The following is a 24,332-nucleotide window of genomic DNA, read 5'->3' as shown; positions in this document are numbered from 1 at the left end:
GGTCGAGTCCGCGCCCCGGTCAGCTTCCGTGGTGCCCGGTGAACGGCGTGGCCATGACGCGGTCGGGGTCGAGTCGGGCGACCACGCGTCGCACGAGGTCGGCCCCGGCGCCGCCGAAGCAATCCGTGAGCGTGGCCCGGCCGGCAGTGAGGTCCGCCTCGCCCACATAGCAGCCGTTGCCCAGGTGCGCCAGGCGGGCGATGACCTGGCGGGCCCAGCCGACCGGGTGCTCGGGGCCCTGGGAGGCCGGATCCCAGTGGGCGTAGGCGGAGACGCTCATCCTTCCCGACGGCGAATAGACGGCTCGGCCCGGTGCCGCACCGTCGGCGCGCCGTGCGGAGGTCGTCAGCAGCACGCTCGAGGCGGCGTTCAGGCGCGGGTCGCGGGTGGGCAGCAGCGGGAGCAGTGCCCGGTAGCCGGCGTCGGTCCAGAGGTGGTCGGAGAACATGGCGTCCCCCTCGTGGCGCGGGAGCGGGTCGAGGAGTTGGAAGAGCGACCGGCCGGCGTCCGTTGAGGCGGTCGAGAGCACCGGTAGGTCTGCCGAGCGGATCGGGTCGAGGCCGTCGTCAATACCGGGTGCGAACGACGTGGCGGCGACGGTCAGGGTCGGGACGTCGTCGTCCGCGCGGGCCGGGTGCCAGAACACGGTCGTGTCGACGTGCGCCGGGAGCGTGGCCACCACCTCGTCCAAGGTCGCGCCGACCCGCTCGGCGTCGCGGGCGTCGACCTCGACCACGTGCCGCCTGATCCGGGGTGGCTCGGGCGCCAGTTGCAGCCGGAACGCCACCACGACGCCGGGGTACGCCGGCCCGGCGCCGCGCAGCACCCGGAAGAGGTCCGGATCCGTCTCGTCGTCGACGACCGCTCGGCGTCCGTCGGCGAACACGACGTCCGCGGCGAGCACCCGCTCGCAGCCATGGCCCCAGACCGGCGTGTTCCAGCCGTTGCCACCGGCAAGTAGGAAGCCGGACAAACCCACGGTCGGTGCGTGTCCGACCGGGAAGGAGAGTTCCACGGCATCCAGGGCTGCCGCGGCCGCGAGGGTGGTCACGCCAGGACCGACCCAGGCCGTCGCGGACTCGCGTTTCACGTCGAAGCGGGTGAGGTGCCTCAGGTCGAGGACGGCCGCGCCGTCGACGAGGTGGGTCGCGCTCAGGGAGTGACCACCACCGCGGACCGCGAGCCGCAGACCCTCGGCGCGGGCGCGCCGCACGGCCTCGACCACCTCGTCGGGGGTGTGGGGGGTGGCGATGGCGGCGGGCATCGGGCGAGGCGGCTGCCAGGCCGAGACCGAGAGGCCCGCACGGCGTGACGGATAGCCGGGGTCGGCTCGCCGCAGCCATGCCCCTGGCCCGGTCGACGCGGATGCGCTCATGCCGGCGCGTGCTCGGCGCCGGGGCGCACCGGGTCGGCCGGTCCGGCGACACCCGCGTGCCGCTCGGCACCACCGGCCGCGATCGCGGCGTCGATCACGGCGGGGTCGTAGACGAGGTCGACCACCTTGCGGGTGAGGCCGACCACCGCGCCGTCGGCGCCGAGGTGGGCGGCCCCCACCACGAGGTGGCGGCGCGCGCGTTCGGTCACGTCCTCGCGGATCAGCGCATCGATCCGGGCCACCACCCTGGGCAGCCGACCGAGCGAGCCGCCGAGCACCAGGTTGTCCGGGTTGACCGCGGCGACCACGGTGGCCAGCACGCGGGACAGGCGTGCGGCAGCATCGTCGACGGCGGCGCAGACCACCGGATCGCCGGCCGCGACGCGCTCGGTGATGTCCTTCAGGTCTCGCACGCCGGTCTCGGCCAGGCGCCGGATCAGGGCGTGACCGGAGGCCCAGGCGGCCAGGCAGCCGCGGCGCCCGCAGGTGCACACCGGGCCGTCGTCACTGATCCGGACGTGGCCGATGTCCCCGGCGGCGCCGTCGGAGCCCTCCAGCACATGGCCGGTGTCCACGATCCCGGCACCGATGCCGGTCGCGTACTTGATCGCGAGTACCGACCGGTCGCCTCCGATCACACTGGACTCGCCGAGGGCGAACGCCCGGGCGTCGTTCTCGATGACCACGGGCACCCCCCAGCGCTCGCGCAGGCTCTCGGAGACCGGGTAGCCCTCCCAGCGGGGCATCGTGGTGGAGGTGCCGAGCACCCCCGTGCCCGGGTCGACCGGACCGGGGATGCCGAGCGCCACGCCGATCAGGGTCTCGTCGGTCCCGGCGCGCAGGAGCACGTCCCCGATCTCGGTGACCTGCGCCAGATAGCCGGGTGCGTCCGTGTCGATGTCGATGGCGACGTCTCGCATCCGCTGGCTCCCGCCACCGACCGTGGTGACACAGATCCGTGCGTGGGTCTGCCCCAGGTCGAGGACCAGCACCACCCGGCCGCGGGTGTCCCAGCGCAGCAACTCCGAGCGACGGCCCGGCCCACGACCTCCGGCGCCGGCCGGTGCGGAACCGTCCTGGAAGACGTAGCCGTGCTGGAACAGGGCGTCCAGACGGTCGAACAGGGTGGTGCGGGACAGCCCGGTCGCGGCGAGGAGCTGCTGCCGGGTCCAGCCCGGCCGGGACCGGATGAAGGACACCAGCGCGCCGTGGGAGGTCGCCGGAAGGGCTGTCGCCGGCTGTCCCGCGGGCACCGCGACGGTGGGCGGTCCGGAGGTGTCCGTTGCCATCGTCCTGCCTTCGTCGATCGGTCCGGGGAACGGATCCAACTCCGGTCCCCTCGGCGCCGCCGACTCGCTGGAGCACCGGCGGCGTGTCGTCATGATGGCACGTTGACCTCCGCGGAACAAGCAGTTATGTTCAGCACGCGAACACAATTCGTGTTGATCAAGCCGGACCCCCGAAGGACGAAGATGCCCGACCTCGCCACACCGCTCACACACGCGGCCGCCGACGTGCTGCGTGCCAATGACCGGGGCGAACAGACGGTCGCCGCGCCGCTGCTGTACCCGCACCAGTGGTCCTGGGATGCCGCATTTGTGGCGATCGGCTGGGGAACGGTCTCCGTGCCGCGCGCGCTCGACGAACTGCGCCACCTGCTGCGCGGCCAGTGGCGCACCGGGATGATCCCGCAGATCCTCTTCAGTGCCGAGCCCGGCTACTTCCCCGGGCCGCAGCGATGGCGGACGGTGGGCCTCGCGGCCGCGCCCTCCGACGTCGTTACCTCCGGTATCTGTCAACCGGCCGTACATAGTCTCGCTGTCTGGATCATCGGCGAGCAGGCCCACCGCAACGGCGGCGCCGACGCCGAGGCGTTCGACCTCTTCCTCGCCGACACCTTCGACGCGTGGCTGGCCTGGCACACGTGGCTCGACGACGCCCGGGGGACGCACCCGAGCGGGCTCATCGAGATCCACCATCCGTGGGAGTCCGGCATGGACAACTCGCCGCGCTGGGATGCCGCGTGCGCCCGGGTGCGGGTCGGGGAGATGGCCCCGTACATCCGCGAGGACACCAAGCACGTGGCGGACTCCGGCGAGCGGCCGGCCGATGCCGACTACGACCGCTACCTCTGGCTCGTCGAACAGCTCGTCTCGGTGCGCTACGACGACGCCGCGGCCCGCGAGGTGATCGACTTCCGGGTCGGTGACGTGTTCTTCACGGCCGTCCACGCCCTGTCCGCGGACCTGCTGGCCAGGCTCGGGACGCGGCTGGGCCGCACCACCGAGGCAGCCACGCTGCGGGAGATGGCCGCCCGGGCGAGGGCCGCCGTCGCCGCGACCGTGGACCCCGGGACCGGGCACGCCCGCGACTACGACATGCGCGCCGGTGAGTGGTTGACCGCGAGCACGATCGGCGGGTTCGCCGCGCTGATCTGCGGCGCCGAGCCCCGGGAGTACACCCGGCTGGTCGCCGACCTGCTCGGCCCCGCCTGGTGCGGTCACGCCAGCCTCGCGAACCCGCTGCCACCGACCACGTCCCCGGACAGCCCCGTGTTCGTGAGCCGGAACTACTGGCGCGGCCCGCAGTGGCCCGTGATCACCTGGCTGTTCACGTGGGCGTTGCGCCACCACGGTGAGAGCGAAGCGGCCGACGCGATCGCAGCCGCCGGCCGCCGCCAACTCGCCGACGGCACCTTCGCCGAGTACTACGACGCGGTTTCGGGTGCCGCACTGGGCAGCCGGGACCAGTCCTGGACCGCAGCCGCCGCGCTCGCCTGGGCCGCGGAGGAGGACGCATGACGGCGCCCGCCCCCGTGGCCGGCCGGCCCGCCCCGTGGGTCGGCCGGTCCCGGCCCGCGCTCGAGGGCCACGACATCGTCACCGGCGCGATCACCTACGTCACCGACCGGCGTGAGGAGGGCATGCTGCACGGCCACGTGCTGCGCAGCGCGGTGCCGCACGCCCGCATCGACGCGATCGACGTCAGCGAGGCGCTCGCCCTGCCGGGCGTGAGGGCCGTGGTGACCGCGGCCGACGTGCCGGTCAACGCGCTCGGTCCGCGGGCTGTCGACGGTCCGGCTCTGGCGGATGCCGTGGTGCGCCAGGTCGGCGAGGCCATCGCGCTGATCGCGGCCACGGACGCGACCACCGCCCAGCGGGCCGCCGACCTGATCCGCCTCGAGCTCACCCCGCTGCCCGTGGTCGACGGGCCGGCCGCGGCGGCCGCCGCCGCCGCCCCGCAACTGCACGCGAGCGGGAACGTGTCCGGCAACATTGCGTTCTCCTCGGGCGACGTCGAGGCTGCCATCGCCGGCGCGGCCCTGGTGCTGCGTCGTTCGGTGCACACCCCCGCGCAGGAGCACGTGGCGATCGAGACGCCGGGCGGCGTGGCCTCCTGGAACGCCGAGGAGGAGTCCGTGACCATCTGGTGCGGCTCCCAGAACCCGGGCCTGCACCAGCGCAAGGTCGCGCGCGCATTGGACATCCCGGCGGAGTCCGTCCGGATGATCGCGAACCCCGTCGGCGGCGCGTTCGGGTCCCGCAACGACGACCCGATGCCGGTCTTCCTCGCGCTGCTGGCCCGTGCGGCCGGTGCCCCGGTCCATGTGCACATGACCCGTGAGGAGGTCATGGCGGCCGGCGCGAAACGGCACCCGTTCTGGACCTCGATCGACATCGGGTTCGCCGCGGACGGCCGGATCCTCGGCTCGTCCGTGCGCGCCGTCGCGGACACCGGCCCGATCATCACCTCCGGCCCGAACGTGATGAAGACGTCGGCAGAGATGTCCACCGGGCCCTATGGCTTCGACGTCGCCGCCTTCGACGGCACCGTCTACTACACGAACAACGCCAACGCCGGCGCGTTCCGCGGCTACGGCGTGCCCCAGGTCGCGTTCGCGATCGAGAACGCGATCACCGAGGCCGCCCATGAACTCGGCCTCGACCCCGCGCAGATCCGCCTGCGGAACGTGCTCGACCGCGGCGACCGCCACAGCCTCTACCGGCACCGGACCACGACGAGCCTGAACGTGCGCGAGACCCTGCGCACCGCCGTCGACCATCCGTTGTGGGCGCAACGACACCGGTGGCAGGCGGAGGCGACCGGCCCCTGGCGCCGCGGCACCGGCATCGCCGTCGCGATGAAGGGCGTCGGCATGGGCTCGGGCACCGGGGACACCGCCCGGGCGCGCCTGTCGATCGACGACCACGGGCAGATCACCATCTGGGCCGGGCCGAACCACACCGGACAGTCGATCCAGACCACGTACGGGCAGGTCGCCGCGGACGCACTCGGCCTGCCGATCGACACCATCGACGTGCGCGTGGGGGACACCGGCGCGGTGCCGGAGTCGGGGCCGACGGCGGCGTCGCGCTCCACCTATGCCGGCGGTGCCGCGGTGCGCGCGGCGTGCGACGAACTCGTCGAACGGTGCCGCGGCCTCGGCCTGCCGCTGGCCACGGACGCCGCAGGCGTCGGTACGAAACTGATCGAACTCGGCGAAGCGGAGGTGAACGCCGAGTTCCGGCTCCCGGACACCGATGACATCGGCATCGTGCCGCCGGAGCAGCTCGCGACGTTCGCACCGCATCGCGTCTACGGCACCTGCACCCAGGTGGTGCGGGTCGAGGTGAACGCCCTGACCGGTGAGGTCCGGGTGCCGGAGCTGCTGTGCGTGCTCGACTGCGGCACCCCGATCAACCCGGCCGCCACCATCGGGCAGGCCGAGGGGGGCATCCTGCAGGGCCTCGGCCTGGCGATCATGGAGGACCACCGGGTCAGTGAGGGCGTGCCGCGCACCACCAGCCTCGAGAACTACCTGGTGCCGACGATCGCGGACACCCCCCGGATGCACACGCTGTTCGTCGAGGGCAGCGAGGACTCCGGGCCGTTCGGCGCGAAGGGCATGTCCGAGGTCGTCGTGGTGCCGACCCCGCCGGCGATCACTGCCGCGATCCGGGACGCGGTCGGGGTGCTGCCGCAGGTGCTACCCGTGACACCGGAACGAATGCTGGCCCTGATCGAGGAGTCACCATGCGCGTGAACGGATCGCCGGTCCCCACCCCGGCGCCGGCCGACCACGGCATGCGCCTGCTCGACTACCTGCGCGACCACCTCGCCCTGACCGGCGCGAAGGAGGGCTGCGGCATGGGGGAGTGCGGCAGCTGCACCGTGGTCATCGACGGGCGCGCCATGACGTCCTGCCTGGTGCTCGTGGGTCAGGTCCTCGACGCGGAGATCCGCACGGTGGAAGGGCTCGCTGCGGCAGGGCACGGCCCACTCCAGGAGGCATTCGTCGCCCGGCAGGCGATCCAGTGCGGCTACTGCATCCCCGGTGTCCTGAACTCCTGCGCCGCTCTCCTGGACCGCGAGCGGGACCCGAGCGACGACCAGATCTGTGCGGCGCTCGACGGCAACCTGTGCCGGTGCACCGCCTACAACCGGTTCTACGACGCGGTCCACGACGCCGCCTCGGCCCGCCGCGCGGGCGGTGACGCATGACGCCGCCGACCCCGACCCTGCTGCGCCCGGAGGGGACGGCGGACGTGTCCCGGCTGCTGACCGGGGCCCGGGCCGTCGCCGGCGGCACCGACCTGCTCGTGCAGCGCCGCGACGGGCTGGAGGCGCCCACCCTGGTGGACCTCACCGGGCTCGCGTCCACGCGCCCCGCCGCCACCCGGGACCCCGGCACGGGCGAGCTGAGGATCTCCGCCGTGCACCCGCTGACCGACGTCGCCGCCGGGTGCGCCGGTGCCTTCCCGGCCCTGAGCGCCGCCATCGAGGCGTTCGCCTCGACCACGATCCGCAACCGCGCCACCATCGGTGGCAACCTGGTCACCGGCTCGCCGGCCGCGGACACCGTCCCGGCCCTGCTCGCCGCGGACGCGGTGGTCGAGATCGTCACGCCCGACGGCGGTCGGCGCACCGTGGCGCTCGCGGACTTCCTGCTCGGACCCCGCCGGGTGGACCTGACCGCCGGCGAGTGGGTCACCAGCGTGCGCGTCCCGCGGCCGAGCCCGGAGGGCGGGTTCCGCAAGATCGGCGGGCGGCGCGCCCAGGCCATCTCGTTCCTCAACCTCGCCTGGCAGTGGTGCCGGGAGCCGGACGGTCGGCTCACCGACGTCCGGCTCGCGATGGGCGCCGTCGCACCGACCGTGGTGCGGCTGCACGCCGCCGCGGCCGCGCTCGAGGGACGTTCCCCGACCCCGGACGTCGTCGACGCCGCGGTCGCTGCCGTCGATGCCGACATCAGCCCCATCGACGACCTGCGCGCCAGCGCGCACTACCGCCGCCGATGCGCGGCCGGACTGTTGCGCGAAGCCCTCCTTCCGCCGTCGACCAGCGGCGGACCCGACCAGCACGTGATCCCCACCACGAGAGAGAAGGACCAGTGAACGTTGGCGTCACCGTCCGCCTGGACCAGCCGATCACCGCCGCCGCCGAGGGTGCGCGGCGCGCCGAGGCCCTCGGCTTCACGAGCGTCTGGCTCGCGGACCACTACTTCCACCGCGACGTCTCCGCCGCGCTCGCCCTGATGATGGCGAGCACCGAACGGGTCCGGCTCGGCACGGCCGTGATGTCCCCGTTCCTGCGGCACCCCACCCTGCTCGCGAGCCTGGCGGCGACGCTGCGGGAGATCGGGCCGGACCGGTTCGTGCTCGGGCTCGGCACCGGCGGCTACGAGTTCGCCAGCGAGATGGGCATCCCGATGCGCCGTCCGTTGCAGATCACCCGCGAGACCGTGCAGATCGCCCGTGAACTCGGCCGCGGCACCGCGCACGTGACCGGGGAGACGTTCTCGGCGGACGGGTCCGCGCTGCGCTGGGCCCCCCAGGACGGCCCGCTGTACCTCGCCGCCCGCGGTCCGAAGATGCTCGAGCTCGCCGGCGCCATCTCCGATGGCGTGATCACCCACGGCATCTCCGCCGGTCACATCGACTTCGTCAAGGAGAAGGTCGCGGCCGGCGCCGCCGAACGCACCGACGGCTGCGCCGCGATCGCCCTGATGCTCGATGTCGAGATCAACGACGACCGGACCGCGGCCCTGCGGGCCCTGGCGCCCAGATGCGTCACCATGGCGGGCGGCGCCTACGCCGACGAGCTGATCGGGATCTACGGTCTCGACGCCGACGAGGTCCGGGCCCTGCGGGCGACGGTGCGCAGCGGCGACCGGGCCGCGGCCGCAACCCAGGTCACCGACTCCATGGCCGAGGCGTTCGGTCTCGCCGGCTCCGCCGAGCACGTCGCCGACGGGCTCCGCACCCTCTTCGATCGTGGCGTGGACGAGGTCATCGTCAGCGTCGGCGGCTCGACCCCCGACCAGACCGTCCGCCAGCTCACCGCACTCTCGGAGGCCCTCTCCTCATGACCACGCTCCCGCAGTCCGTCACCGTCGTCGGTTCCGGCGCCGGCGCCCTGTCCAGCGCCATGGAACTCTCGCTCGCCGGCGTGGACGTGACCGTCGCCGACTTCGAGCGGTTCCGCACGAACATCGACGCGATCAACGCCCACGGCGTGATCCGCCTCAAGACGCCGTGGCACCGGATCACCGAGAGCCCCGCTCGGGGCAGCCTCGACCCAGCCGCCGCCATCCGCGACGCCGACGTGATCGTGGTCTCGGTGCCCGCATTCGGGCACGACACGTTCGCGGAACTCCTCGCCGCGAACCTGTCCGGCGGGGAGCAGGTCATCTTCGCGGGCGAGGGCGGTGGCAGCCTCGCGCTGGTGGCGGCCATGCGCCGCGCCGGCCGCCGGGTCGAGGTCGACATCGCGGAACTGAACAGCCTGCCCTACGGCGCACGGGTCCGGGAGCCGGGTCTGATCACCGCCTCCCGCAAGGTCGGCGGCACGATCGCCGCCGGGATGCCCGCCGGGAACCGCGCCGTGGCCACCGCGGGTGCGATCTGGTCCTCGGTGAGCGCGGGGGAGAGCGTTTTGGAGACGATCCTGCTGAACTTCAACGCGATCGACCACGTGCCGCCGATCCTGGCCAACCTCGGAGCCATCGAGGGCCGGCCGGGGAAGTTCCTGCTCTGGGGCGAGGGCGCCAGCCCCGCGGTGGCCCGCTTCATCGGTGCGATCGACGCCGAACTCGTCGACATCCGCCGCGCGCTCGGTTTCACCAACCTCAAGGGCTACGAGGCCTATCTCGTGGAGCAGGGCTTCGCGCCGGCCTTCCTCGACGACCTGTACGCCACCCTGCAGTCCTCGGCGTTCTCGGACTCGACGTTCGGCACCGGCCCGAACGCGCTTGAGAGCCGGTACATCACCGAGGACGTGCCCTACGCGCTCTGCCTGATGTCCGCGATCGGACGCGAGGTGGGCGTGGCGACCCCCACGATCGACGCGATGATCCACCTCGCCGGCATCGCCACCGGGACCGACTACCGGGCCGAGGGCCGCACGCTCGCCACGTTCGGGCTCGAGGGTGTCGGCCGGGACGGACTGCTCGAGGCCACCCGGACCGGGTGGTGGTGACCGACGTGACCACCCCGAGCGACCTGACCGGGATCGCCGTCGCCGATGCGACGAGCGAGCCCTGGCCGGCGACCGCCACGGTCGACGGCGGTCGGCTGCGGGTCGAGGGCGCCGCCGGCGACGGCGCCCGGCACACCGCCGCCGCGGCGTTGCTGCCCGGCCTGATCAACATGCACGACCACCTGCGCTCGTTCCTGCCCACCGGGCGGGCCTCCGAGGGCGCGTCGCTGGCGACGGCGATCACCGCCTCGTCGGCCACCCAGGCCGTCGCCGGGCCGGCCGAGTACCGGGCTCTGACGGCGCTGTCCGCGGCCCGGCAGGTGCGGGCCGGCGTGACCACGGTCGTGGACCACGTCTACCCGCTGCACCGCGACGGCCTGCTCGAGGCGGTCGTCGCCGGGCACCGGGCCGTGGGTCTGCGCGGCTACCTCGCGCTCGGCATCATGACCAGGGGAGCGGAGCGGCTGTGCACCTCGGTCGAGGACGTGGTGGCGCTCGCCGAGCGGGCCGCGGACGTGCTGTTGCCGCGCGAGCAGCTCTACCTCGCGCCGGTGTCCATGCGCTCGAACGCCCCCGACGACTACGCCGTGGCCGCACGCGCCGCCGAGCGGCTCGGGGTGCGGCTGTACACCCACATCGCCGAGACCCAGGCCGAGGTCGACGCCTGCCGCGCCGAGCACGGTGTCCGCCCGGTCGAACTCCTGCACCACGCCGGGTTCCTGCGCCCGGGCACCGTCCTGGTCCACGGCGTCAGGCTCAGCGACGCCGAGATCGAGCTGATCGCCGCCAGCGGCGCCGTGGTCGCCTACTGCCCCACGAACCACCTGCGCTTCGCGAAGGGCTTCGCCCCGGTCGTCGACCTGCTCGACGCGGGCGCCACCGTCACCCTCGGCGTCGACGGCATGGAAAGCCCCTTCCACGAGATGCGCCAGGCGATCTACGCCCAGGGGCAGGCAGCCGGCGATCCCGGTGCGCTGACCTCGAGCCGCGCCTTCGACATGGCGACCGGGGCGGGCGCCCGCGCCCTCGGGCTGCCGGCAGGCTTCGACGCCGGCGACCTGGTGCGTCTCGACCTCACGGCCCCGGCCGTGCAGCCGCTGGCGGACCCGGTGTGGTCCGTCGTCCACCGCGCCGCGCCCGCCCACGTCACCGACGTGGTCGTGGCCGGCCGGCACATCCTGCGCGACGGCGCACTCACGGTTGCCGACGATGTCGCTCTCGCCGAGGAGGCGTCGTCGGTGGTCCGCGACCTCGCCGCCCGTATCGGTTCCACCGTCCCGCAGTTCTGGGGCATCCCCTCCCGCATGGCTCCCCCTCAGTGAAGAGACAAGGAATGAAGAACATGAGCACTCCCTCTCCCCGCCTCAGCCGCCGCCAGCTGCTCGCCCTCGGGGGCGGTGTCGCGTCCGGCCTCACCCTCGCCGCGTGCGGCACCGGCTCCGGAGGCGGCGGCAGTGACCCCACCGGTGGCGGCGCCTCCGGGAGCGGCACCCTGGAACTCTGGGCCAACGCGGGCGTCGCCGGCGACTCGGACTCCGGGCTGCAGCGCGCGGTCCGGGCCTGGGGTGAGGCCAACGGCGTGACCGTGAACGTCCAGGGCATCCCGACCCAGGACCTGGTCCCGAAGCTGACCACCACCAGCAGCGGTGGCTCCGGTCCGGACGTGGCGATCGTCGACGTCTCGTCGGTGCCGCAACTCGCGGCCGCGCAGGTGCTGGCCGACGTCACCGACAAGGCGGACGCGGTCACCGGCGACTTCGGCGACGAGTTGCTCGCGAGCTCGAGCTACGACGGCGGACTCTTCGGACTGCCGTACACGACGAACAACGTGGGCCTCTTCTACAACCGCGAACTGCTCGACGGTGCCGGGATCGCGGTCCCGACCACCTGGCAGGAGTTGCGGGACGCCGCGATCGAGCTGACCGGCGGAGATCAGTACGGCTACATGATGGGCGCCCAGGGCTACGGCGCGTTCCTGTTCTGGCCCTGGCTGTGGCAGAACGGCGGGACCATCCTCAGCGAGGACCTCACCACCGCGACGTTCGCGGACGACCTCGGCCAGGAAGCGTTCGCGTTCTACTCCGGGCTCGTCCTCGAGGACAAGGTGATGCCGCCGGAGTTCGTCGGCGCCAATGCCAGCTGGGACCAGTACGTCGCCCCGTTCGTGCAGGGCCGCTGCGCCATGATGGCGACCGGGCCGTGGGGCACCGCGCCGATCGAGGAGGGCAACCCGGATCTGGACTGGGCCGTGGCCCCGCTCCCCGCGGGCACCGGGTCGGCGTCAATCCTCGGCGGCACCACGATCAGCGTCGGCCACAACTCCACCCAGTCCGACCTGGCCTGGGAACTGGTCAGCTGGCTCACCGCCACCGAGCAGATGCCCTACATCCAGGACACCGGCAACATTCCCGGACGCCGGGACGTCATCGACTCCGAGTGGACCGCCGAGGACCCGGTCCGGCAGACCTTCGTCGAACAGATGGAGGTCGCCAGGGCGCGACCGGCCCTGCCCATCTGGGGCGACATCGAGTGGGGGGTCATGGCGAACATGTGGGACGCCGTCATCCAGGGCCAGCAGGCCCCCGCCGACGCCCTCGCCGCAGCCGCGGAAGAGACGAATCAGAAGCTCTCCAGCTAGTCCGCAGGCGAGCCGGCCGCCCCGACCCCCGGGGCGGCCGGCTTCCGGACCCGAGCCAGGAAGACCATGGCAACGATCACCACTGAGCGCCCCCGCACCACCCCGGAGCAGGCGGCCCATGCGCGTAAGCAGCGCGTCCGCAGGCAACGACTGGCACCGATCCTCTACATCGGACCCGCCTTCCTGGCCATCGCCCTGATCATCGGCTATCCGGTGTTCAACGCGATCGGCACCAGCTTCCTGAACGCGAGCCTGCTCGCGCCGGGGCAGGACACGTTCGCCGGCCTCGACAACTTCACGGCTCTGTTCGGCGACCCGACGTTCTGGCTCGTCATGGGCCGCACCCTCACCTGGGCCGGAGCCGCGCTCATCGTGCAGGTCGGCCTCGGCCTGGTCATCGCGAACACGCTGAACAAGAGGCTGTTCGCCCGGGGCGCCGTCCGGACCACCCTGATCGTGCCGTGGGTGGTGCCGACCGTGCTGGTCGCGCTGATCTGGCGGTTCCTGCTCGACCCCGTCTCCGGCCCCATCAACGGGCTGCTCCGGGACACCGGACTCTGGGAGAACCCGCCGGTCTGGCTCGCCGACACCCGGTTCGTACTCCCCGTCCTGGTCCTGATCAGCGCCTGGAAGTGGACGCCGTTCACGGCCGTGATCCTGCTCGCCGGGATGCAGCAGATCCCGCCGGAGCAGCACGAGGCCGCGATGATGGACGGCGCGAACGCCTGGCAGCGGTTCCGGAACGTGACCGTCCCCGGGATCCGCACGTCACTCGCCCTGGTCACCCTGACCACGATCTCCGGCGCGATCAACAACTTCAACGGCATCTGGCTGTTCACCCGCGGCGGACCGGTGGGCGCCACCGAGATCCTCACCACGATGGCCTACCGGACCGCCTTCATCGAGTTCGACTTCGGCAGGGCCGCCGCGATCTCCGTGATCATCTTCGTGATGATGATGGCCGTCGCCGTCGTGTACTTCTACGTGGTCGAGGGACGCAAGGGAGACAAGCGGTGAGCATCGTCGACGAGACCCTCCCGGCCCGACGGAAGTCGCCCACCCGGCCCCGCCGCCGGGAGCGGCGGTACGCCTCGCCCGGCGCCCACGCCGTCGCCGTCCTGCTCCTGCTCGGCACCCTGCTGCCGTTCGCCTGGATGGTGCTGTCCTCGTTCAAGACGCCGCAGGAACTGAACGGTGTCGACAAGAGCCTGTTCCCGAGCGGCCTGTACCTCGGCAACTACGAGAAGATCGCGGACACGAACTTCTTCACCTACTTCGCCAACTCCGTGATCGTCGCGGCGGCGACCACCACGATCGCGTTGCTGCTCGCGATCCTCGCCGGCTACGGGTTCGCCCGGTTCACGTTCATCGGGAACCGGGGCATGCTGCTCATCGTCGTGGCCGCGCAGATGTTCCCGGCGGTCATGCTCGCGATCCCGCTGTTCATCACCGTGAAGACGCTCGGTCTGCTGGACTCCCTGGTCGGCCTGATCCTGGTCTACGTCTCGTTCGCCCTGCCCTTCTGCATCTGGCTCATGCGCAACTACTTCATGGCCGTACCGGTGGAGACCGAGGAGGCGGCCTTCATCGACGGGTGCTCCCGGTTCCGGGCGTTGTGGCAGGTGGTCCTGCCCCCGGCGCTGCCCGGCGTGATGGCCGCGGCGGTGTTCACGATCATCCAGGTGTGGGAGGAGTTCCTGTATGCGAACACGTTCATCGACACCGACGCCAAGCGCACCCTGTCGGTGGGTCTGAACTCCCTGATCGGGGAGTTCACCACGGACTGGGGCCGACTCCTCGCGGCCGGTGTGCTCGTGATGATCCCGGTGCTGGCCATCTTCGGGTACCTGCAGCGGTACGTCACCCAGATCGCGGGCGGCGGGGTGAAGGGCTGAATGACCACGCACCTCCTGCGCGGCGGGCACCTGCCCACCGGTGAGCGCGTCGACGTCCGCATCGAGGGCGACCTGGTCGCCGCCGTGCACCCGGCCGGCTCCTGCCCGAACGGCACGAACTGCACTGCCGGACCGAGCACCGACCTGTCCGGGTACCTGCTCGCCGGGGCGTTCGTGGAACCGCACGCGCACCTGGACAAGGTGTTCACCGCGGACCGGGTCCCCGCCGGCGACGGCACCCTGACCGGGGCGATGGCCGGGTACGCCACGATCCTGGCGCACGCGAGCGACGCGGACGTGCGGGCCAGGGCCGCTCGCGCGCTGCGCGCCCTCGTCGCCAACGGGACGACGGCGGTGCGCACGCACGTGGGGTGCGGTCGCCTTCTCGGGGTGCGTGCGGTGGCCTCGTTGGCAGCGGTCCGGGAGGAGCTGAGCGAGGTCGTCGACCTGGAGCTGGTCGCCCATGTGGGCGGCCCGGGGCCGGGGGAGACCTGGCGCCGGCACCGGACCCGCCTCACCGACGCCCTGGACGCCGGCGCCGACGCCGTGGGGGGCAACCCCTCGAACGAGGTCGACCCGGTCGCCGCCCTCGAGGAGTGCGTGGCGGTCGCCGCCGAGCGGGGTGTGCCGGTCGACCTGCACCTCGACGAGACCTCCGACCCGGACATGCTGCTGCTGCGCCGGCTGGCCGGGCTGGCCCCGCAGGCCGGGGTCCCGGTCACGGCGAGCCACTGCGTCTCCCTCGGGTTCCAGGCCCCCGGCGTGGTCGCGGACGTGGCGGCCGAGGCCGCCGCGGCCGGGGTATCGGTGGTGACCCTGCCCGCGACGAACCTGTACCTGCAGGGCCGCGACGCCTGGCCCCGGCCCCGTGGCCTGACCGCCGTCGACGCCCTCCTGGCGGCCGGTGTCCGGGTCGCGGCCGGGGGCGACAACACGCGCGACCCGTTCAACCCGACCGGCCGGCTGGACCCGCTCGAGACCGCCTCGCTCGTGGTCACCGCGGCGCACCAGAGCCCGGAGCGCGCGTGGTCCATGGTCAGCGCCGACGCGCGCGCCGTGATCGGCCGCGCCCCGGCCGGCCCCGTGCCGGGCGCACGCGCCGACCTGGTCGCGATCCGCGCGGACTCCGTCCGCGACGCGGTCGCGCTCGCCCCCGCCGAGCGCCTCGTCTGGCGAGCCGGACGGCTCGTCGCACGCACCGCCGTCGACCGTTCCGGCCCCCTGTTCGAGGTGGCCCGGTGAGCGTCGTCGGTACCCGCACCGGGTCGCTGTGGGCGATCAAGGAGATCCGCGCGGTCTTCGTGCTCTGCTTCGCCGGCCTGACCAGTTTCTCCATCACGCTCTCCGCGTTGCCGGCCTGGGCAGCACAGCAGGGCCATGCGGACACCGTGGTCGGGACCGTGACCGGGGTGATGCTGGGCGTCACCGTGATCACCCAGCTCAGTTCGGCGACCCTGATGCGCCGGTACTCCACGCGCACCCTGCTGATCGCGGGCTGCCTGCTGCTCGGCCTGCCGACGCCGCTGTACCTGCTCGGCACCGACCTCTGGGCCCTGTACGCGATCTCGGCGGTGCGGGGCGTCGGGTTCGCCATCGTGACCGTGGTCGGCGCGCTCGCGATCCCCCGCGCGGCGCCCGTCCACCGCCGGGGGGAGGCGATCGGCATCTTCGGCCTGGCGGCCGCGATCCCGATGATGCTCGGCATCGCCGGCGGTGCCGCGCTGACCCTCGGCGGGGCCTTCGTCGTCGTCGCTGCGCTCGGGTTCGTGCCGGTGCTGGCCCTGTTCGCGGCCCGCTCGGTCTCCACCGTGCCGCTCGGCGGCCCGAAGGATGGGGCCACGTCGTGGCGCCGCGTCCTGCTGCCGCTGCTGATGCCGGCAGCGGTGCTGCTGGCCGTCACCGCGGCTGGGGGTGGCCTGGTCACGATCCTGCCGCTGCAACTGCCCGCCGGCTCCACCGCCGGGGCCGCCCTGCTGCTCTACGGGGCCGTCGGCATGGTGGCCCGCTGGCGCATCGGCCACCTCACCGACCGGATCGGTCACCGCGGCCTGTACCCGCTGCTGCTCGCGGCCGGCGTCGTCGGCCTGCTCCTGGCCGCGCACGGCCTCGCGAACGATGCGGTGGGCACGCTCATGGTCGGTGCGGCCCTGTTCGGCCTCACCTACGGGGGCATGCAGACGGTCCTGCTGGACCTGAGCTACCGGGCGGTTCCCGAGGAGGACGCGCCGACCGCCAGCGCGGTCTGGAACGCGGCGTTCGACGGCGGAACCGCGGCCGGGGCGTCCGTGCTCGCCTTCGTGGCCGGTACCGCCTGGAGCGGGGACGGCGCACTGCTCGCGGGTGCGGCCGTCGTCGCCGTCGTGGGCATCATGGGGCTGGTGCCCATGCTGTCCCGCCGGGAGCCGGAACCGGAGCCGGAGCCCGCACGCACGGCCCCGCAACGCACCGACCGAGAGGACACCCCGTGATCATCACCGACGTCAGGTGCGTCGAGTACGTCGGGCACCTGGCCGCCCCCGAGCCGATCTTCGCCGACCGGCTGCGCCGCCCGAACGACATCTACCCGCAGTTCCGGGGGACCGGACCACAGGAGTTCGCGGAGGTCGCCCCGGGCCGGTACGAGATCCGCTCGACGTTCCTGCACGTCGAGACCGACACCCACCTGGTGGGGAGCACCGCGCAGCTCTCGCCGGAGCAGGCGTTCATCATCATGCGCACGTTGCGCCCGCTGCTGCTGGGCACCGACCCGCTCGCGACCGAACGGATCTGGGACGTGCTGTACCGCTCCTCGATCCACGGGCGCCGTGGCGCCGGGATGGTGGCGCTCTCCGCCGTCGACTGCGCGCTCTGGGACATCCGTGGCCAGCACCTCGGCGTACCCGCCCACGTGCTCCTCGGTGGACCGACCCGCACCGAGGTCCCCGCCTACGTGTCCACGCTCGGGGACAGCCTGGAGCCGGAGCGGGTCGCGGCCCGCACCACGGAACTCGTCGGCGCCGGCTATCGCGGGCTGAAGTGGTTCCCGCGCTGGGGCCCCGAGGACGGTCGGGCCGGGGTGGACGCCGTCGTCGAACTCGTCGGCACGGTGCGCGACGCGGCCGGCCCGGACATCGACATCATGCTGGACGCGTGGAGCGGCTGGGACGTGCCGTTCACGCTCGACGTCGCCCACGCCACCCGCGATCTGCGCCTGACCTGGATCGAGGAGCCGCTGCTCGCCGACCAGGCGGCCGGGTACCGGACCCTGCGCGACCGCCTGCCCGACGGTGTACGGATCGCCGGTGGGGAACATGAGTACGGCCGCTGGGGATACGCCGACCTGATCGCCACCGACACCCTCGATCTGTACCAGCCCGACCCGCACTGGGACGGCGGCATCTCGGAGACCACGAAGATCATCGCGCTGATCAGCGCCGCCGGCGGGCAGCTCATCCCACACGGTCAGTCGTTGCAGTGCAATGCCGCGGTGACGTTCGCGGCCTCGCCCGCGCTGATCCCGCAGATGGAGTACCTGGACCGGTTGATGCCGATGTACCAGCACTTCCTCGCGGCCCCGATCCGCCCGGTCGACGGCCACGTCGCCGCCCCCACCGCTCCGGGACTCGGCATGGCGATCGATCGGGCCACCGTGGTCGCCGAGCGGGTCGTGGGGGCCGAGCGATGAGCACGGTGCTGGTGTGCCTGTCCGCCTACCCGCGTGCGCTCGTCGAGTCCTGGGTCGCCGACCTCGACGAACCCGTCGAGGTGGTGCTCGCCGACGGGGCACCGCTGGAGGTGCTGGTGCCGGACCTCGCCCGGGCGGACCTCGTGGTGGGCGACGCGGCCCGTCGATACCCGCTCGACGCGGCCGTGCTGGGACGGATGCGGCGCTGCCGGTTGCTCGTGCACCCGGCCGTCGGCCTCGACGGTGTGGTGGACCTCGCTGCCGCCGAGGCCGTCGGCATCCGGGTCCTCAATGCCCCGGGCTACAACGCCGAGGCCGTCGCCGACTGGACGCTGATGGCGATGCTGACCACGCTGCGCGATGGGGTCCGTGCCGACCGGGACCTGCGCAGCGACGGCTGGCACACCCGCCCGCTGGGCCGGGAACTCGGCGCCATGACCGTGGGCATCGTGGGCTTCGGCGCCATCGGCCGTGCCGTGCGCGACCGGCTGCGGGGCTTCGGGTCCCGGGTGCTCTGCAGCGACCCGCGACCACTGCCGGACACCGACGGGGCGACGCAGGTCGACCTCGACGAGCTGCTCGGCGCGAGCGACCTGGTCACCCTGCACGCTCCACTCACCGAGAGCACCCGACACCTGCTCGATGGTCCCCGGCTGGCGAGCATGCGTCCCGGCAGCGTCCTCGTCAACGCTGCCCGTGGCGAACTCGTCGACGAGGCCGCGCTGGTCACCGCGCTGCGGGCCGGCCGCCCGGCCGCCGCCGCCCTGGACGTGTTCGCGGCCGAGCCGCTGGCGCCGTTCAGCCCGCTGCTCGAGCTCGACAACGTCTACCTGACCCCGCACGTGGCGGCCGGCACCGAGCAGGCCCGCCAGCGGGTCCGGGCGCTCGTGCGGGACGCCGTGCGCGCCGAACTCGGCGCCCCCTGACCCACCCGTCCGACCCCAGAAGGAACACCATGCTGCGCCTCGGCTACAAGGCCTCCGCCGAACAGTTCGCCCCCCGCGACCTGCTCCACTACACCGTGCTCGCCGAGCAGGCAGGCTTCGACTCGGTGTTCGTCAGCGACCACCTGCAGCCGTGGCGCCACCACGGCGGCCACGCGCCGGCCGCGTTGCCCTGGCTCGGGGCCGCCGCGGCCAGCACCGAGCGGGTGCTGCTGGGCACCAGTGTGCTGACCCCGACGCTGCGTTACCACCCCGGCGTGGTGGCGCAGGCGTTCGCGACCCTGGGCTGCCTCGCTCCCGGGCGGGTGATCCTCGGAGTCGGCTCCGGGGAGGCGATGAACGAGTCGCCCCTCGGTCTCGAGTGGCCCGACGGCAAGGAGCGGTTCGCCCGGTTCAAGGAGGCCATCGGGCTCATCCAGGCGCTCTGGGCCGGTGAGCGGGTCACCATCGACGGGACCTACTACAGCACCCGCAACGCGACGATCTACGACCTGCCCGAGTCTCCGGTGCCGATCTACATCGCGGCCTCGGGCCCCTCGGCCACCCGCCTGGCCGGCCGCCTCGGCGACGGGTTCATCTGCACCAGCGGCAAGGGCCGCGATCTCTACACCCGGACGCTGCTGCCCGCGCTCGGGGAGGGGGCGGCGAAGTCCGGGCGAACACTGGCCGACCTCGACCTGATGATCGAGATGAAGGTCTCCTACGACGCCGACCGGGCCGGCGCCATGGAGGCGACCCGGAACTGGGGTGCGCTCGCCCTCACCCCGGAGGAGAAGACTGGGATCGAGGACCCCGTCGAGATGGAGCGGCTCTCCGACGCCCTCCCGGCCGAGCGCACCGCGAGCCGTTGGATCGTCTCGGACGACCCCGATGAGCACGTCGAGTCCATCTGGTCCTACGTCGAGATGGGCTTCACGCACCTCGTGTTCCATGACCCCGGCGCGGACCAGGCGGCGTTCATCGAGCGCTACGCCGAACACATCCTGCCCCGGCTCCGGGCGCGGGCGGCCCGCGAGGCTTGATGGACGCCGTCCTCGAGGCGATCGGACGCGAACGGGAACCGTTCGCGTTCGTCACCGTCGTCTCAACGTGGAGTTCGGCGCCCCGCGAGCGTGGGGCGCGCATGATCGTCCGCCGCGACGGGTCCGTCGTCGGGTCGATCTCGGGCGGCTGCGTGGAGGGAGACGTCCATGCGCTCGCGGGCGAGGTCTTGGACGACGCCGTCCCTCGCCTCGTGCAGTACGGCGTGAACGACGAGTTGGCGGGCGCCGTGGGTCTCACCTGCGGGGGGACGATCGAGGTGCTCGTCCAACGGGTGGATCCGGGCCGCGCGACCGGCCCTGCCGACGTCGACGGCGACGCGAGCGCGCTGACCGCGTTCGCGAGGACCGCGGCGGACGGGCGGGCCACGGCCCTGGCCACCGTCGTCGAGTGCGCGGAGGGTGCGGTGGCCCGGCGGGGCGGCCTGCTGAGCGTCGATGACCTGGGCCACGCGTCCGGGGCGACGGGTTCCACGCGGCTGGACGCCGCACTGGCGGCTGATGCCGCCGCGGTGCTCAGGACCGGACGGGCCGAGGAGCTCACCTACGGGCTCGACGGCTCCCGTCAGGGCGTGGGCATCCGCGTGCTCGTCGACGTCCTCGCGCCCCCGCCGCGACTGATCGTCGCCGGAGTCACGGACTTCGCCGCCGCCGTGGTGTCGATGGCCAGGTTCCTCGGCTTCGACGTGACGGTGTGCGACGCGCGGTCGGTCTTCGCGACCTCCGCGCGGTTCCCGGACGCCCACGAGATCGTGATCGACTGGCCGCACCGCTACCTGGCCGCGGAACTGACGGCGGGCCGGGTCGACGCAGACACCGTGGTCCTCGTGCTCACCCACGACCCGAAGTTCGACGAGCCGCTGCTCGAGGTCGCGCTCAGCGCCGACCTCGGCTTCGTCGGGGCGATGGGCTCGCGCCGCACGCACGCCGACCGGCTCGAGCGCCTGCGCGAACGCGGGCTCGACGAGCACGCCCTGGCCCGGTTGCACTCGCCCGTCGGGCTCGACCTGGCCGGCCGCAGCCCTCGCGAGACCGCGCTGTCGATCATGTCCCACGTGGTGTCGGTACGCGCCGGTGGATCCGGTCTCCCGCTGGCGGAACTGACCGGACCGATCCATCGCGACCCGGGAGTCGGCGGATACGGGGCTCCGTCGGCCTGATCCTCGGCCACCCTCGGCCCCCTTCAGGGTGGTCGTGGCACCGCCTCGACCGCACGGCTGGAATCGCAGCGCGGCCCGCGCGGCGCCGATCACTCCGGGACGAGCTCGATCCAGCCACGCACGTCGTCGGCCGTCTCGACGGCGGCGAGGTCGGGGTGGACCTCGGCGACGTGGGCGAGCGTCAGCCCGATCACCTCCTCGTCGGTCGTGCCACGGGCCGTGAACCCGCACTCGCAACGTACCTGACGGTTCATGGTGCCCATTGTGACCGGTCGTGATTGTGCTTCGCTGCCGTGCGGGCTGACAATCGTTCCACGCCAGGCAGGCGGGAGTCGAGGTGGACATCGTGCACGACGGCGCAGGCGTCCGGGTGCAACTGTGCGGAACCTTCGCCGTCGAGCTGGCGGGCCGTAGCCACGCCGACGACTTCGCGAGCAGGCAGGCCCGCCTGCTGTTCGCGTTCCTCGTCCTGAACCGGCCGCAGCCGATGCCCCGCGATGTGCTCGTCGACGCACTCTGGGGTGACGCCCCTCCGGCGGCGGCCGCCAACGCCTTGACGGTGCTGATCTCCAGGTTGCGTACCGCCCTCGGCGCCGACCTGATCCGCGGACGCGCGGAACTGGCCATCGTGCTGCCCGAGCCTGCCCACGTCGATGTCGACCGGGCGGTCGCAGCACTGCACCGGGCCGAGTCGGCGGTCGCCGCCCGGCGGTGGGACCGCGCGTGGTACGCGAGCCTCGCCGCGCTGTTCGTCTCCCGACGAACCCTCATGCCCGGGGCGGACGCCGAGTGGCTGGAGGGATGGCGCCGCCGGCTCGCCGACGTCCGCCTGCGCGCCCTGGAGTGCTACGCGCAGACCTGTCTGGGGATCGACCACTCCGAGCTGCCGGCCGCGCAGCGATCGGCCCGTGAGCTCGTCGAGCTGGCACCACTGCGCGAGACCGGCCACCTGCTGCTGATGCGCGCACTCGCTGCCGGTGGCAACGAGGCCGAGGCGCTGGCCTGCTACGGCCGGCTCCGCCTGATCCTCGCCGAGGAACTCGGCACGGAGCCCGGCCCAGCGGTCCAGCGCTACTACCAGCAGTTGTTGCACTGAGCTTCGGCGTCCGCATGCCGCGCGGTCGTCGACCGCCAAGGTCCCGCCAACCCTCGACCAACATCCGACCAGGGTCCCCGGATCACGCTGACAGCCACGGCCCGAGCACGGGGCTCGGCCGAGTCAGGAGAGGGACCAATGACGAACACCACCATCGACGAGACCGAGCTGAACGACCTGCTCGGCCGCTTCGTCGCCGACCTGGGAGCCACGGGCGCCGCCGGCAACATCGTGATCGGCGACCGCCTCGGCCTGTATCGCGCGCTGGCCGAGGCCGGCCCACTCACCTCCCGCGAGCTCGCCGACTACACCGGGACCGTCGAGCGATACGTGCGCGAGTGGCTGCGCGGCCAGGCCGCCGGGAAGCTGGTCAGCTATCTGCCGGATGCCGACCAGTACTGGATGACCCCGGCCCAGGCTCTCGCGTTCGCCGACCCGAACGGGCTCGTGCTCCCGGGCGCGTTCCAGATGGCCCTCTCGGCCTTCGACGACCGGGAGGCGATCATCGACCGCTTCCACAGCGGGCGCGGGTTCGCCTGGGGCGAGCACGGGGACGACGTCGCAGTGGGCTGCGAGCGCTTCTTCCGGCCGGGCTACGTCGCGAACCTGGTCAGCAGTTGGCTGCCCGCCGTCGACGGCCTCGTCGAACGGCTGCACAACGGCACCGCGGTCGCCGACGTCGGCTGCGGGCTCGGGTCCTCGACGCGGATCCTCGCCGAGAGCTACCCGGCGTCCACCGTGATCGGGTACGACAACGACTCGGGCTCCATCGAGCTGGCCAGGAAGCTGACGGCGGAGGCCGGGCTCGGCGAGAAGGTCGAGTTCGCCGTCGCCGCTGCCGCGGACTTCACGGGCAGCGGACTCGGGCTGGTGACGACGTTCGACTGCCTGCACGACATGGGCGACCCGGTCGGCGCCGCCCGGCACATCCGCAGCACGCTGGCCGCCGACGGCGTGTGGCTGATCGTCGAGCCGTACGCCGGCGACGTCGTGGCGGACAACCTGACGCCGGTCGGGCGGCTCTACTACTCGCTGTCGACGTTCCTGTGCGTGCCGCATGCGATCGCCGAGGGCGCGCCGGATGCCCTCGGCAACCAGGCGGGGGAGCAGCCGATCGCCCGGGTCATCGAACAGGCCGGCTTCGGCCGGTTCGGGCGGGTCACCCAGACACCGTTCAACATCGTGTACGAGGCGCGGCCATGACTGCCGATCCCGCCACGAGATCCACGGCGGCCAGGGAGGCCGCACCCGGAGCCACGATCCTGCTGGTGCACGGCGCGTGGCACGGTCCGTGGTGCTGGGAGGAGGTGGCCCAGCGGCTCGGCGACCTCGGGAACGACGTCCGCACGGTCCAACTCCGCGGCCACGACGGGCGGCCGGGGCGGATCCGGCACGGCGTCCACGACTACGTCGAGGACGTCCGCGAGGCGGCGGCCGGTTGCCGGCCGCCGCTGGTCGTCGTCGGGCACTCGTTGGGTGGCCTGGTGGCGCAGAAGTTCCTGGAACACGACCGAGCCGCGGGCCTGGTGCTGTTGGCGCCGACCCCCGTCCGAGGCACGCTGCCGGCAGTCGCGCGCCTCGCCCGTCGCTACCCGGTCGAGCTGCTCCGCGCCACTGCGACGTTGCGGATGCGGCCGTTCGTTCGCACGCGCCCCATGGTGCGCGACCTGTTCTTCACGCCCCGGACCGACCAGGAACTCGTCGATGACACCTTCATCCGGCTTCGGGACGAGTCCTACCTGGCCTTCCTGCAGACGATCCTGGTGTGGCCCCGACCGGACCGGGTCCGGGTACCGGTGCTGGTGGTGGCGGCCGAGCAGGACCGGTTCTTCACCCTGGCCGAGATGCAGCGGACCGCGCGTGCGTACGGCACCCGAGCCGTGGTCGTCGAGGGTTCGGGCCACGACCTGATGCTCGACGGCGGGTGGCCGGACGTCGCGGACCGCATCGACGACTGGGCTCGCGCCGCGGTCACGACGAGCGCCGGACCTCACGGCGGAAACGTGCCGTGACGCCGCGGCGAGCGCGTCCCGGCCGCCACC

At 72.9% G+C, this 24,332-nt stretch carries 22 protein-coding genes; 19 read left to right on the top strand and 3 right to left on the bottom strand.

What is annotated here, in order from left to right:
• Positions 1-19 precede the first annotated feature (19 nt).
• Together EXU48_RS06550 and EXU48_RS06545 are read right to left on the bottom strand one after the other, a co-directional pair.
• Positions 20-1,264 carry an FAD-binding oxidoreductase gene (locus EXU48_RS06550; protein ID WP_165962709.1) on the bottom strand — a complete coding sequence of 415 codons (1,245 nt, stop codon included), beginning with the start codon at positions 1,262-1,264 and terminating at the stop codon, positions 20-22.
• Positions 1,265-1,371: 107 nt separating this feature from the next.
• The gene (locus EXU48_RS06545; RefSeq protein WP_165962708.1) at positions 1,372-2,664 is read right to left on the bottom strand and encodes an ROK family protein; all 1,293 of its coding nucleotides are present in this window, start codon (positions 2,662-2,664) and stop codon (positions 1,372-1,374) included.
• Between the two features lie 183 nt (positions 2,665-2,847).
• Between EXU48_RS06545 and ggh the strand changes: the two genes are divergently transcribed.
• From ggh to EXU48_RS06465, 16 genes are all read left to right on the top strand, one after another.
• A complete protein-coding gene (gene ggh, locus EXU48_RS06540; protein WP_133106840.1) occupies positions 2,848-4,176 on the top strand; it encodes a glucosylglycerate hydrolase in 1,329 nt (442 codons plus the stop codon).
• Positions 4,173-6,419 (top strand): xanthine dehydrogenase family protein molybdopterin-binding subunit, encoded by a 2,247-nt coding sequence (locus tag EXU48_RS06535; RefSeq protein ID WP_133106839.1) that lies wholly within the window; start codon positions 4,173-4,175, stop codon positions 6,417-6,419. Before ggh ends, EXU48_RS06535 begins: the two co-directional genes overlap by 4 nt.
• The gene (locus tag EXU48_RS06530; RefSeq protein WP_133106838.1) at positions 6,410-6,877 is read left to right on the top strand and encodes a (2Fe-2S)-binding protein; all 468 of its coding nucleotides are present in this window, start codon (positions 6,410-6,412) and stop codon (positions 6,875-6,877) included. Before EXU48_RS06535 ends, EXU48_RS06530 begins: the two co-directional genes overlap by 10 nt.
• Entirely contained in the window at positions 6,874-7,770 is an 897-nt protein-coding gene (locus tag EXU48_RS06525) for an FAD binding domain-containing protein (protein ID WP_133106837.1), read from the top strand. The genes EXU48_RS06530 and EXU48_RS06525 overlap by 4 nt, the downstream gene beginning before the upstream one ends.
• Positions 7,767-8,744: an LLM class flavin-dependent oxidoreductase gene (locus EXU48_RS06520; RefSeq protein ID WP_165962707.1), complete on the top strand. Its 978-nt coding sequence runs from the start codon at positions 7,767-7,769 to the stop codon at positions 8,742-8,744. The genes EXU48_RS06525 and EXU48_RS06520 overlap by 4 nt, the downstream gene beginning before the upstream one ends.
• Positions 8,741-9,853, top strand: a complete 1,113-nt coding sequence (locus tag EXU48_RS25305) for an NAD/NADP octopine/nopaline dehydrogenase family protein (RefSeq protein WP_133106835.1) — start codon at positions 8,741-8,743, stop codon at positions 9,851-9,853. Before EXU48_RS06520 ends, EXU48_RS25305 begins: the two co-directional genes overlap by 4 nt.
• 5 nt (positions 9,854-9,858) lie before the next feature.
• A complete protein-coding gene (locus EXU48_RS06510) occupies positions 9,859-11,175 on the top strand; it encodes an amidohydrolase family protein (RefSeq protein WP_133106834.1) in 1,317 nt (438 codons plus the stop codon).
• A 20-nt stretch (positions 11,176-11,195) separates the two neighbouring features.
• Positions 11,196-12,491 carry an ABC transporter substrate-binding protein gene (locus tag EXU48_RS06505; protein WP_165962706.1) on the top strand — a complete coding sequence of 432 codons (1,296 nt, stop codon included), beginning with the start codon at positions 11,196-11,198 and terminating at the stop codon, positions 12,489-12,491.
• Between the two features lie 66 nt (positions 12,492-12,557).
• The gene (locus EXU48_RS06500) at positions 12,558-13,508 is read left to right on the top strand and encodes a carbohydrate ABC transporter permease (protein WP_133106832.1); all 951 of its coding nucleotides are present in this window, start codon (positions 12,558-12,560) and stop codon (positions 13,506-13,508) included.
• A complete protein-coding gene (locus EXU48_RS06495) occupies positions 13,505-14,386 on the top strand; it encodes a carbohydrate ABC transporter permease (protein ID WP_133106831.1) in 882 nt (293 codons plus the stop codon). The genes EXU48_RS06500 and EXU48_RS06495 overlap by 4 nt, the downstream gene beginning before the upstream one ends.
• Complete coding sequence (locus EXU48_RS06490) at positions 14,387-15,628, top strand: amidohydrolase family protein (protein WP_133106830.1); 1,242 nt, start codon at positions 14,387-14,389, stop codon at positions 15,626-15,628.
• Positions 15,625-16,854, top strand: a complete 1,230-nt coding sequence (locus tag EXU48_RS06485; protein ID WP_165962705.1) for an MFS transporter — start codon at positions 15,625-15,627, stop codon at positions 16,852-16,854. Before EXU48_RS06490 ends, EXU48_RS06485 begins: the two co-directional genes overlap by 4 nt.
• Positions 16,851-18,050, top strand: coding sequence for an enolase C-terminal domain-like protein (locus EXU48_RS06480; RefSeq protein ID WP_133106828.1), 1,200 nt, complete (start codon positions 16,851-16,853; stop codon positions 18,048-18,050). The genes EXU48_RS06485 and EXU48_RS06480 overlap by 4 nt, the downstream gene beginning before the upstream one ends.
• Complete coding sequence (locus tag EXU48_RS06475; RefSeq protein ID WP_133106827.1) at positions 18,047-18,976, top strand: NAD(P)-dependent oxidoreductase; 930 nt, start codon at positions 18,047-18,049, stop codon at positions 18,974-18,976. The genes EXU48_RS06480 and EXU48_RS06475 overlap by 4 nt, the downstream gene beginning before the upstream one ends.
• 29 nt (positions 18,977-19,005) lie before the next feature.
• Positions 19,006-20,016 (top strand): glucose-6-phosphate dehydrogenase (coenzyme-F420), encoded by a 1,011-nt coding sequence (gene fgd, locus EXU48_RS06470; protein WP_133106826.1) that lies wholly within the window; start codon positions 19,006-19,008, stop codon positions 20,014-20,016.
• Positions 20,016-21,194: an XdhC family protein gene (locus EXU48_RS06465; protein ID WP_133106825.1), complete on the top strand. Its 1,179-nt coding sequence runs from the start codon at positions 20,016-20,018 to the stop codon at positions 21,192-21,194. Before fgd ends, EXU48_RS06465 begins: the two co-directional genes overlap by 1 nt.
• An 89-nt stretch (positions 21,195-21,283) precedes the next feature.
• Here EXU48_RS06465 and EXU48_RS06460 read toward each other — a convergent pair whose 3' ends face one another.
• On the bottom strand, positions 21,284-21,448 hold the full coding sequence (locus tag EXU48_RS06460; protein ID WP_133106824.1) for a DUF1059 domain-containing protein: 165 nt from the start codon (positions 21,446-21,448) through the stop codon (positions 21,284-21,286).
• An 83-nt stretch (positions 21,449-21,531) separates the two neighbouring features.
• Here EXU48_RS06460 and EXU48_RS06455 point away from each other — a divergent pair, with 83 nt between their 5' ends.
• The 3 genes from EXU48_RS06455 to EXU48_RS06445 all read left to right on the top strand — a co-directional run bounded on the left by EXU48_RS06455 (position 21,532) and on the right by EXU48_RS06445 (position 24,302).
• Entirely contained in the window at positions 21,532-22,290 is a 759-nt protein-coding gene (locus tag EXU48_RS06455; RefSeq protein WP_207947642.1) for an AfsR/SARP family transcriptional regulator, read from the top strand.
• Between the two features lie 138 nt (positions 22,291-22,428).
• The gene (locus EXU48_RS06450; protein ID WP_235856877.1) at positions 22,429-23,493 is read left to right on the top strand and encodes a class I SAM-dependent methyltransferase; all 1,065 of its coding nucleotides are present in this window, start codon (positions 22,429-22,431) and stop codon (positions 23,491-23,493) included.
• Positions 23,490-24,302: an alpha/beta hydrolase gene (locus EXU48_RS06445; protein ID WP_133106823.1), complete on the top strand. Its 813-nt coding sequence runs from the start codon at positions 23,490-23,492 to the stop codon at positions 24,300-24,302. The genes EXU48_RS06450 and EXU48_RS06445 overlap by 4 nt, the downstream gene beginning before the upstream one ends.
• The last annotated feature ends 30 nt before the right edge of the window (positions 24,303-24,332 follow it).

The organism is Occultella glacieicola (assembly GCF_004353825.1).
Lineage (GTDB): Bacteria > Actinomycetota > Actinomycetes > Actinomycetales > Beutenbergiaceae > Occultella > Occultella glacieicola.
This window is presented reverse-complemented; position numbering and strand designations above follow the sequence as displayed.

Excerpts from the sequence above, each read along its gene's own strand:
- EXU48_RS06550 (WP_165962709.1), bottom strand. The coding sequence starts at position 1,264 with ATGCCCGCCGCCATCGCCACCCCCCACACCCCCGACGAGGTGGTCGAG.
- EXU48_RS06545 (WP_165962708.1), bottom strand. The coding sequence starts at position 2,664 with ATGGCAACGGACACCTCCGGACCGCCCACCGTCGCGGTGCCCGCGGGA.
- ggh (WP_133106840.1), top strand. The coding sequence starts at position 2,848 with ATGCCCGACCTCGCCACACCGCTCACACACGCGGCCGCCGACGTGCTG.
- EXU48_RS06535 (WP_133106839.1), top strand. The coding sequence starts at position 4,173 with ATGACGGCGCCCGCCCCCGTGGCCGGCCGGCCCGCCCCGTGGGTCGGC.
- EXU48_RS06530 (WP_133106838.1), top strand. The coding sequence starts at position 6,410 with ATGCGCGTGAACGGATCGCCGGTCCCCACCCCGGCGCCGGCCGACCAC.
- EXU48_RS06525 (WP_133106837.1), top strand. The coding sequence starts at position 6,874 with ATGACGCCGCCGACCCCGACCCTGCTGCGCCCGGAGGGGACGGCGGAC.
- EXU48_RS25305 (WP_133106835.1), top strand. The coding sequence starts at position 8,741 with ATGACCACGCTCCCGCAGTCCGTCACCGTCGTCGGTTCCGGCGCCGGC.
- EXU48_RS06505 (WP_165962706.1), top strand. The coding sequence starts at position 11,196 with ATGAGCACTCCCTCTCCCCGCCTCAGCCGCCGCCAGCTGCTCGCCCTC.
- EXU48_RS06500 (WP_133106832.1), top strand. The coding sequence starts at position 12,558 with ATGGCAACGATCACCACTGAGCGCCCCCGCACCACCCCGGAGCAGGCG.
- EXU48_RS06490 (WP_133106830.1), top strand. The coding sequence starts at position 14,387 with ATGACCACGCACCTCCTGCGCGGCGGGCACCTGCCCACCGGTGAGCGC.
- EXU48_RS06475 (WP_133106827.1), top strand. The coding sequence starts at position 18,047 with ATGAGCACGGTGCTGGTGTGCCTGTCCGCCTACCCGCGTGCGCTCGTC.
- fgd (WP_133106826.1), top strand. The coding sequence starts at position 19,006 with ATGCTGCGCCTCGGCTACAAGGCCTCCGCCGAACAGTTCGCCCCCCGC.
- EXU48_RS06465 (WP_133106825.1), top strand. The coding sequence starts at position 20,016 with ATGGACGCCGTCCTCGAGGCGATCGGACGCGAACGGGAACCGTTCGCG.
- EXU48_RS06460 (WP_133106824.1), bottom strand. The coding sequence starts at position 21,448 with ATGAACCGTCAGGTACGTTGCGAGTGCGGGTTCACGGCCCGTGGCACG.
- EXU48_RS06450 (WP_235856877.1), top strand. The coding sequence starts at position 22,429 with ATGACGAACACCACCATCGACGAGACCGAGCTGAACGACCTGCTCGGC.
- EXU48_RS06445 (WP_133106823.1), top strand. The coding sequence starts at position 23,490 with ATGACTGCCGATCCCGCCACGAGATCCACGGCGGCCAGGGAGGCCGCA.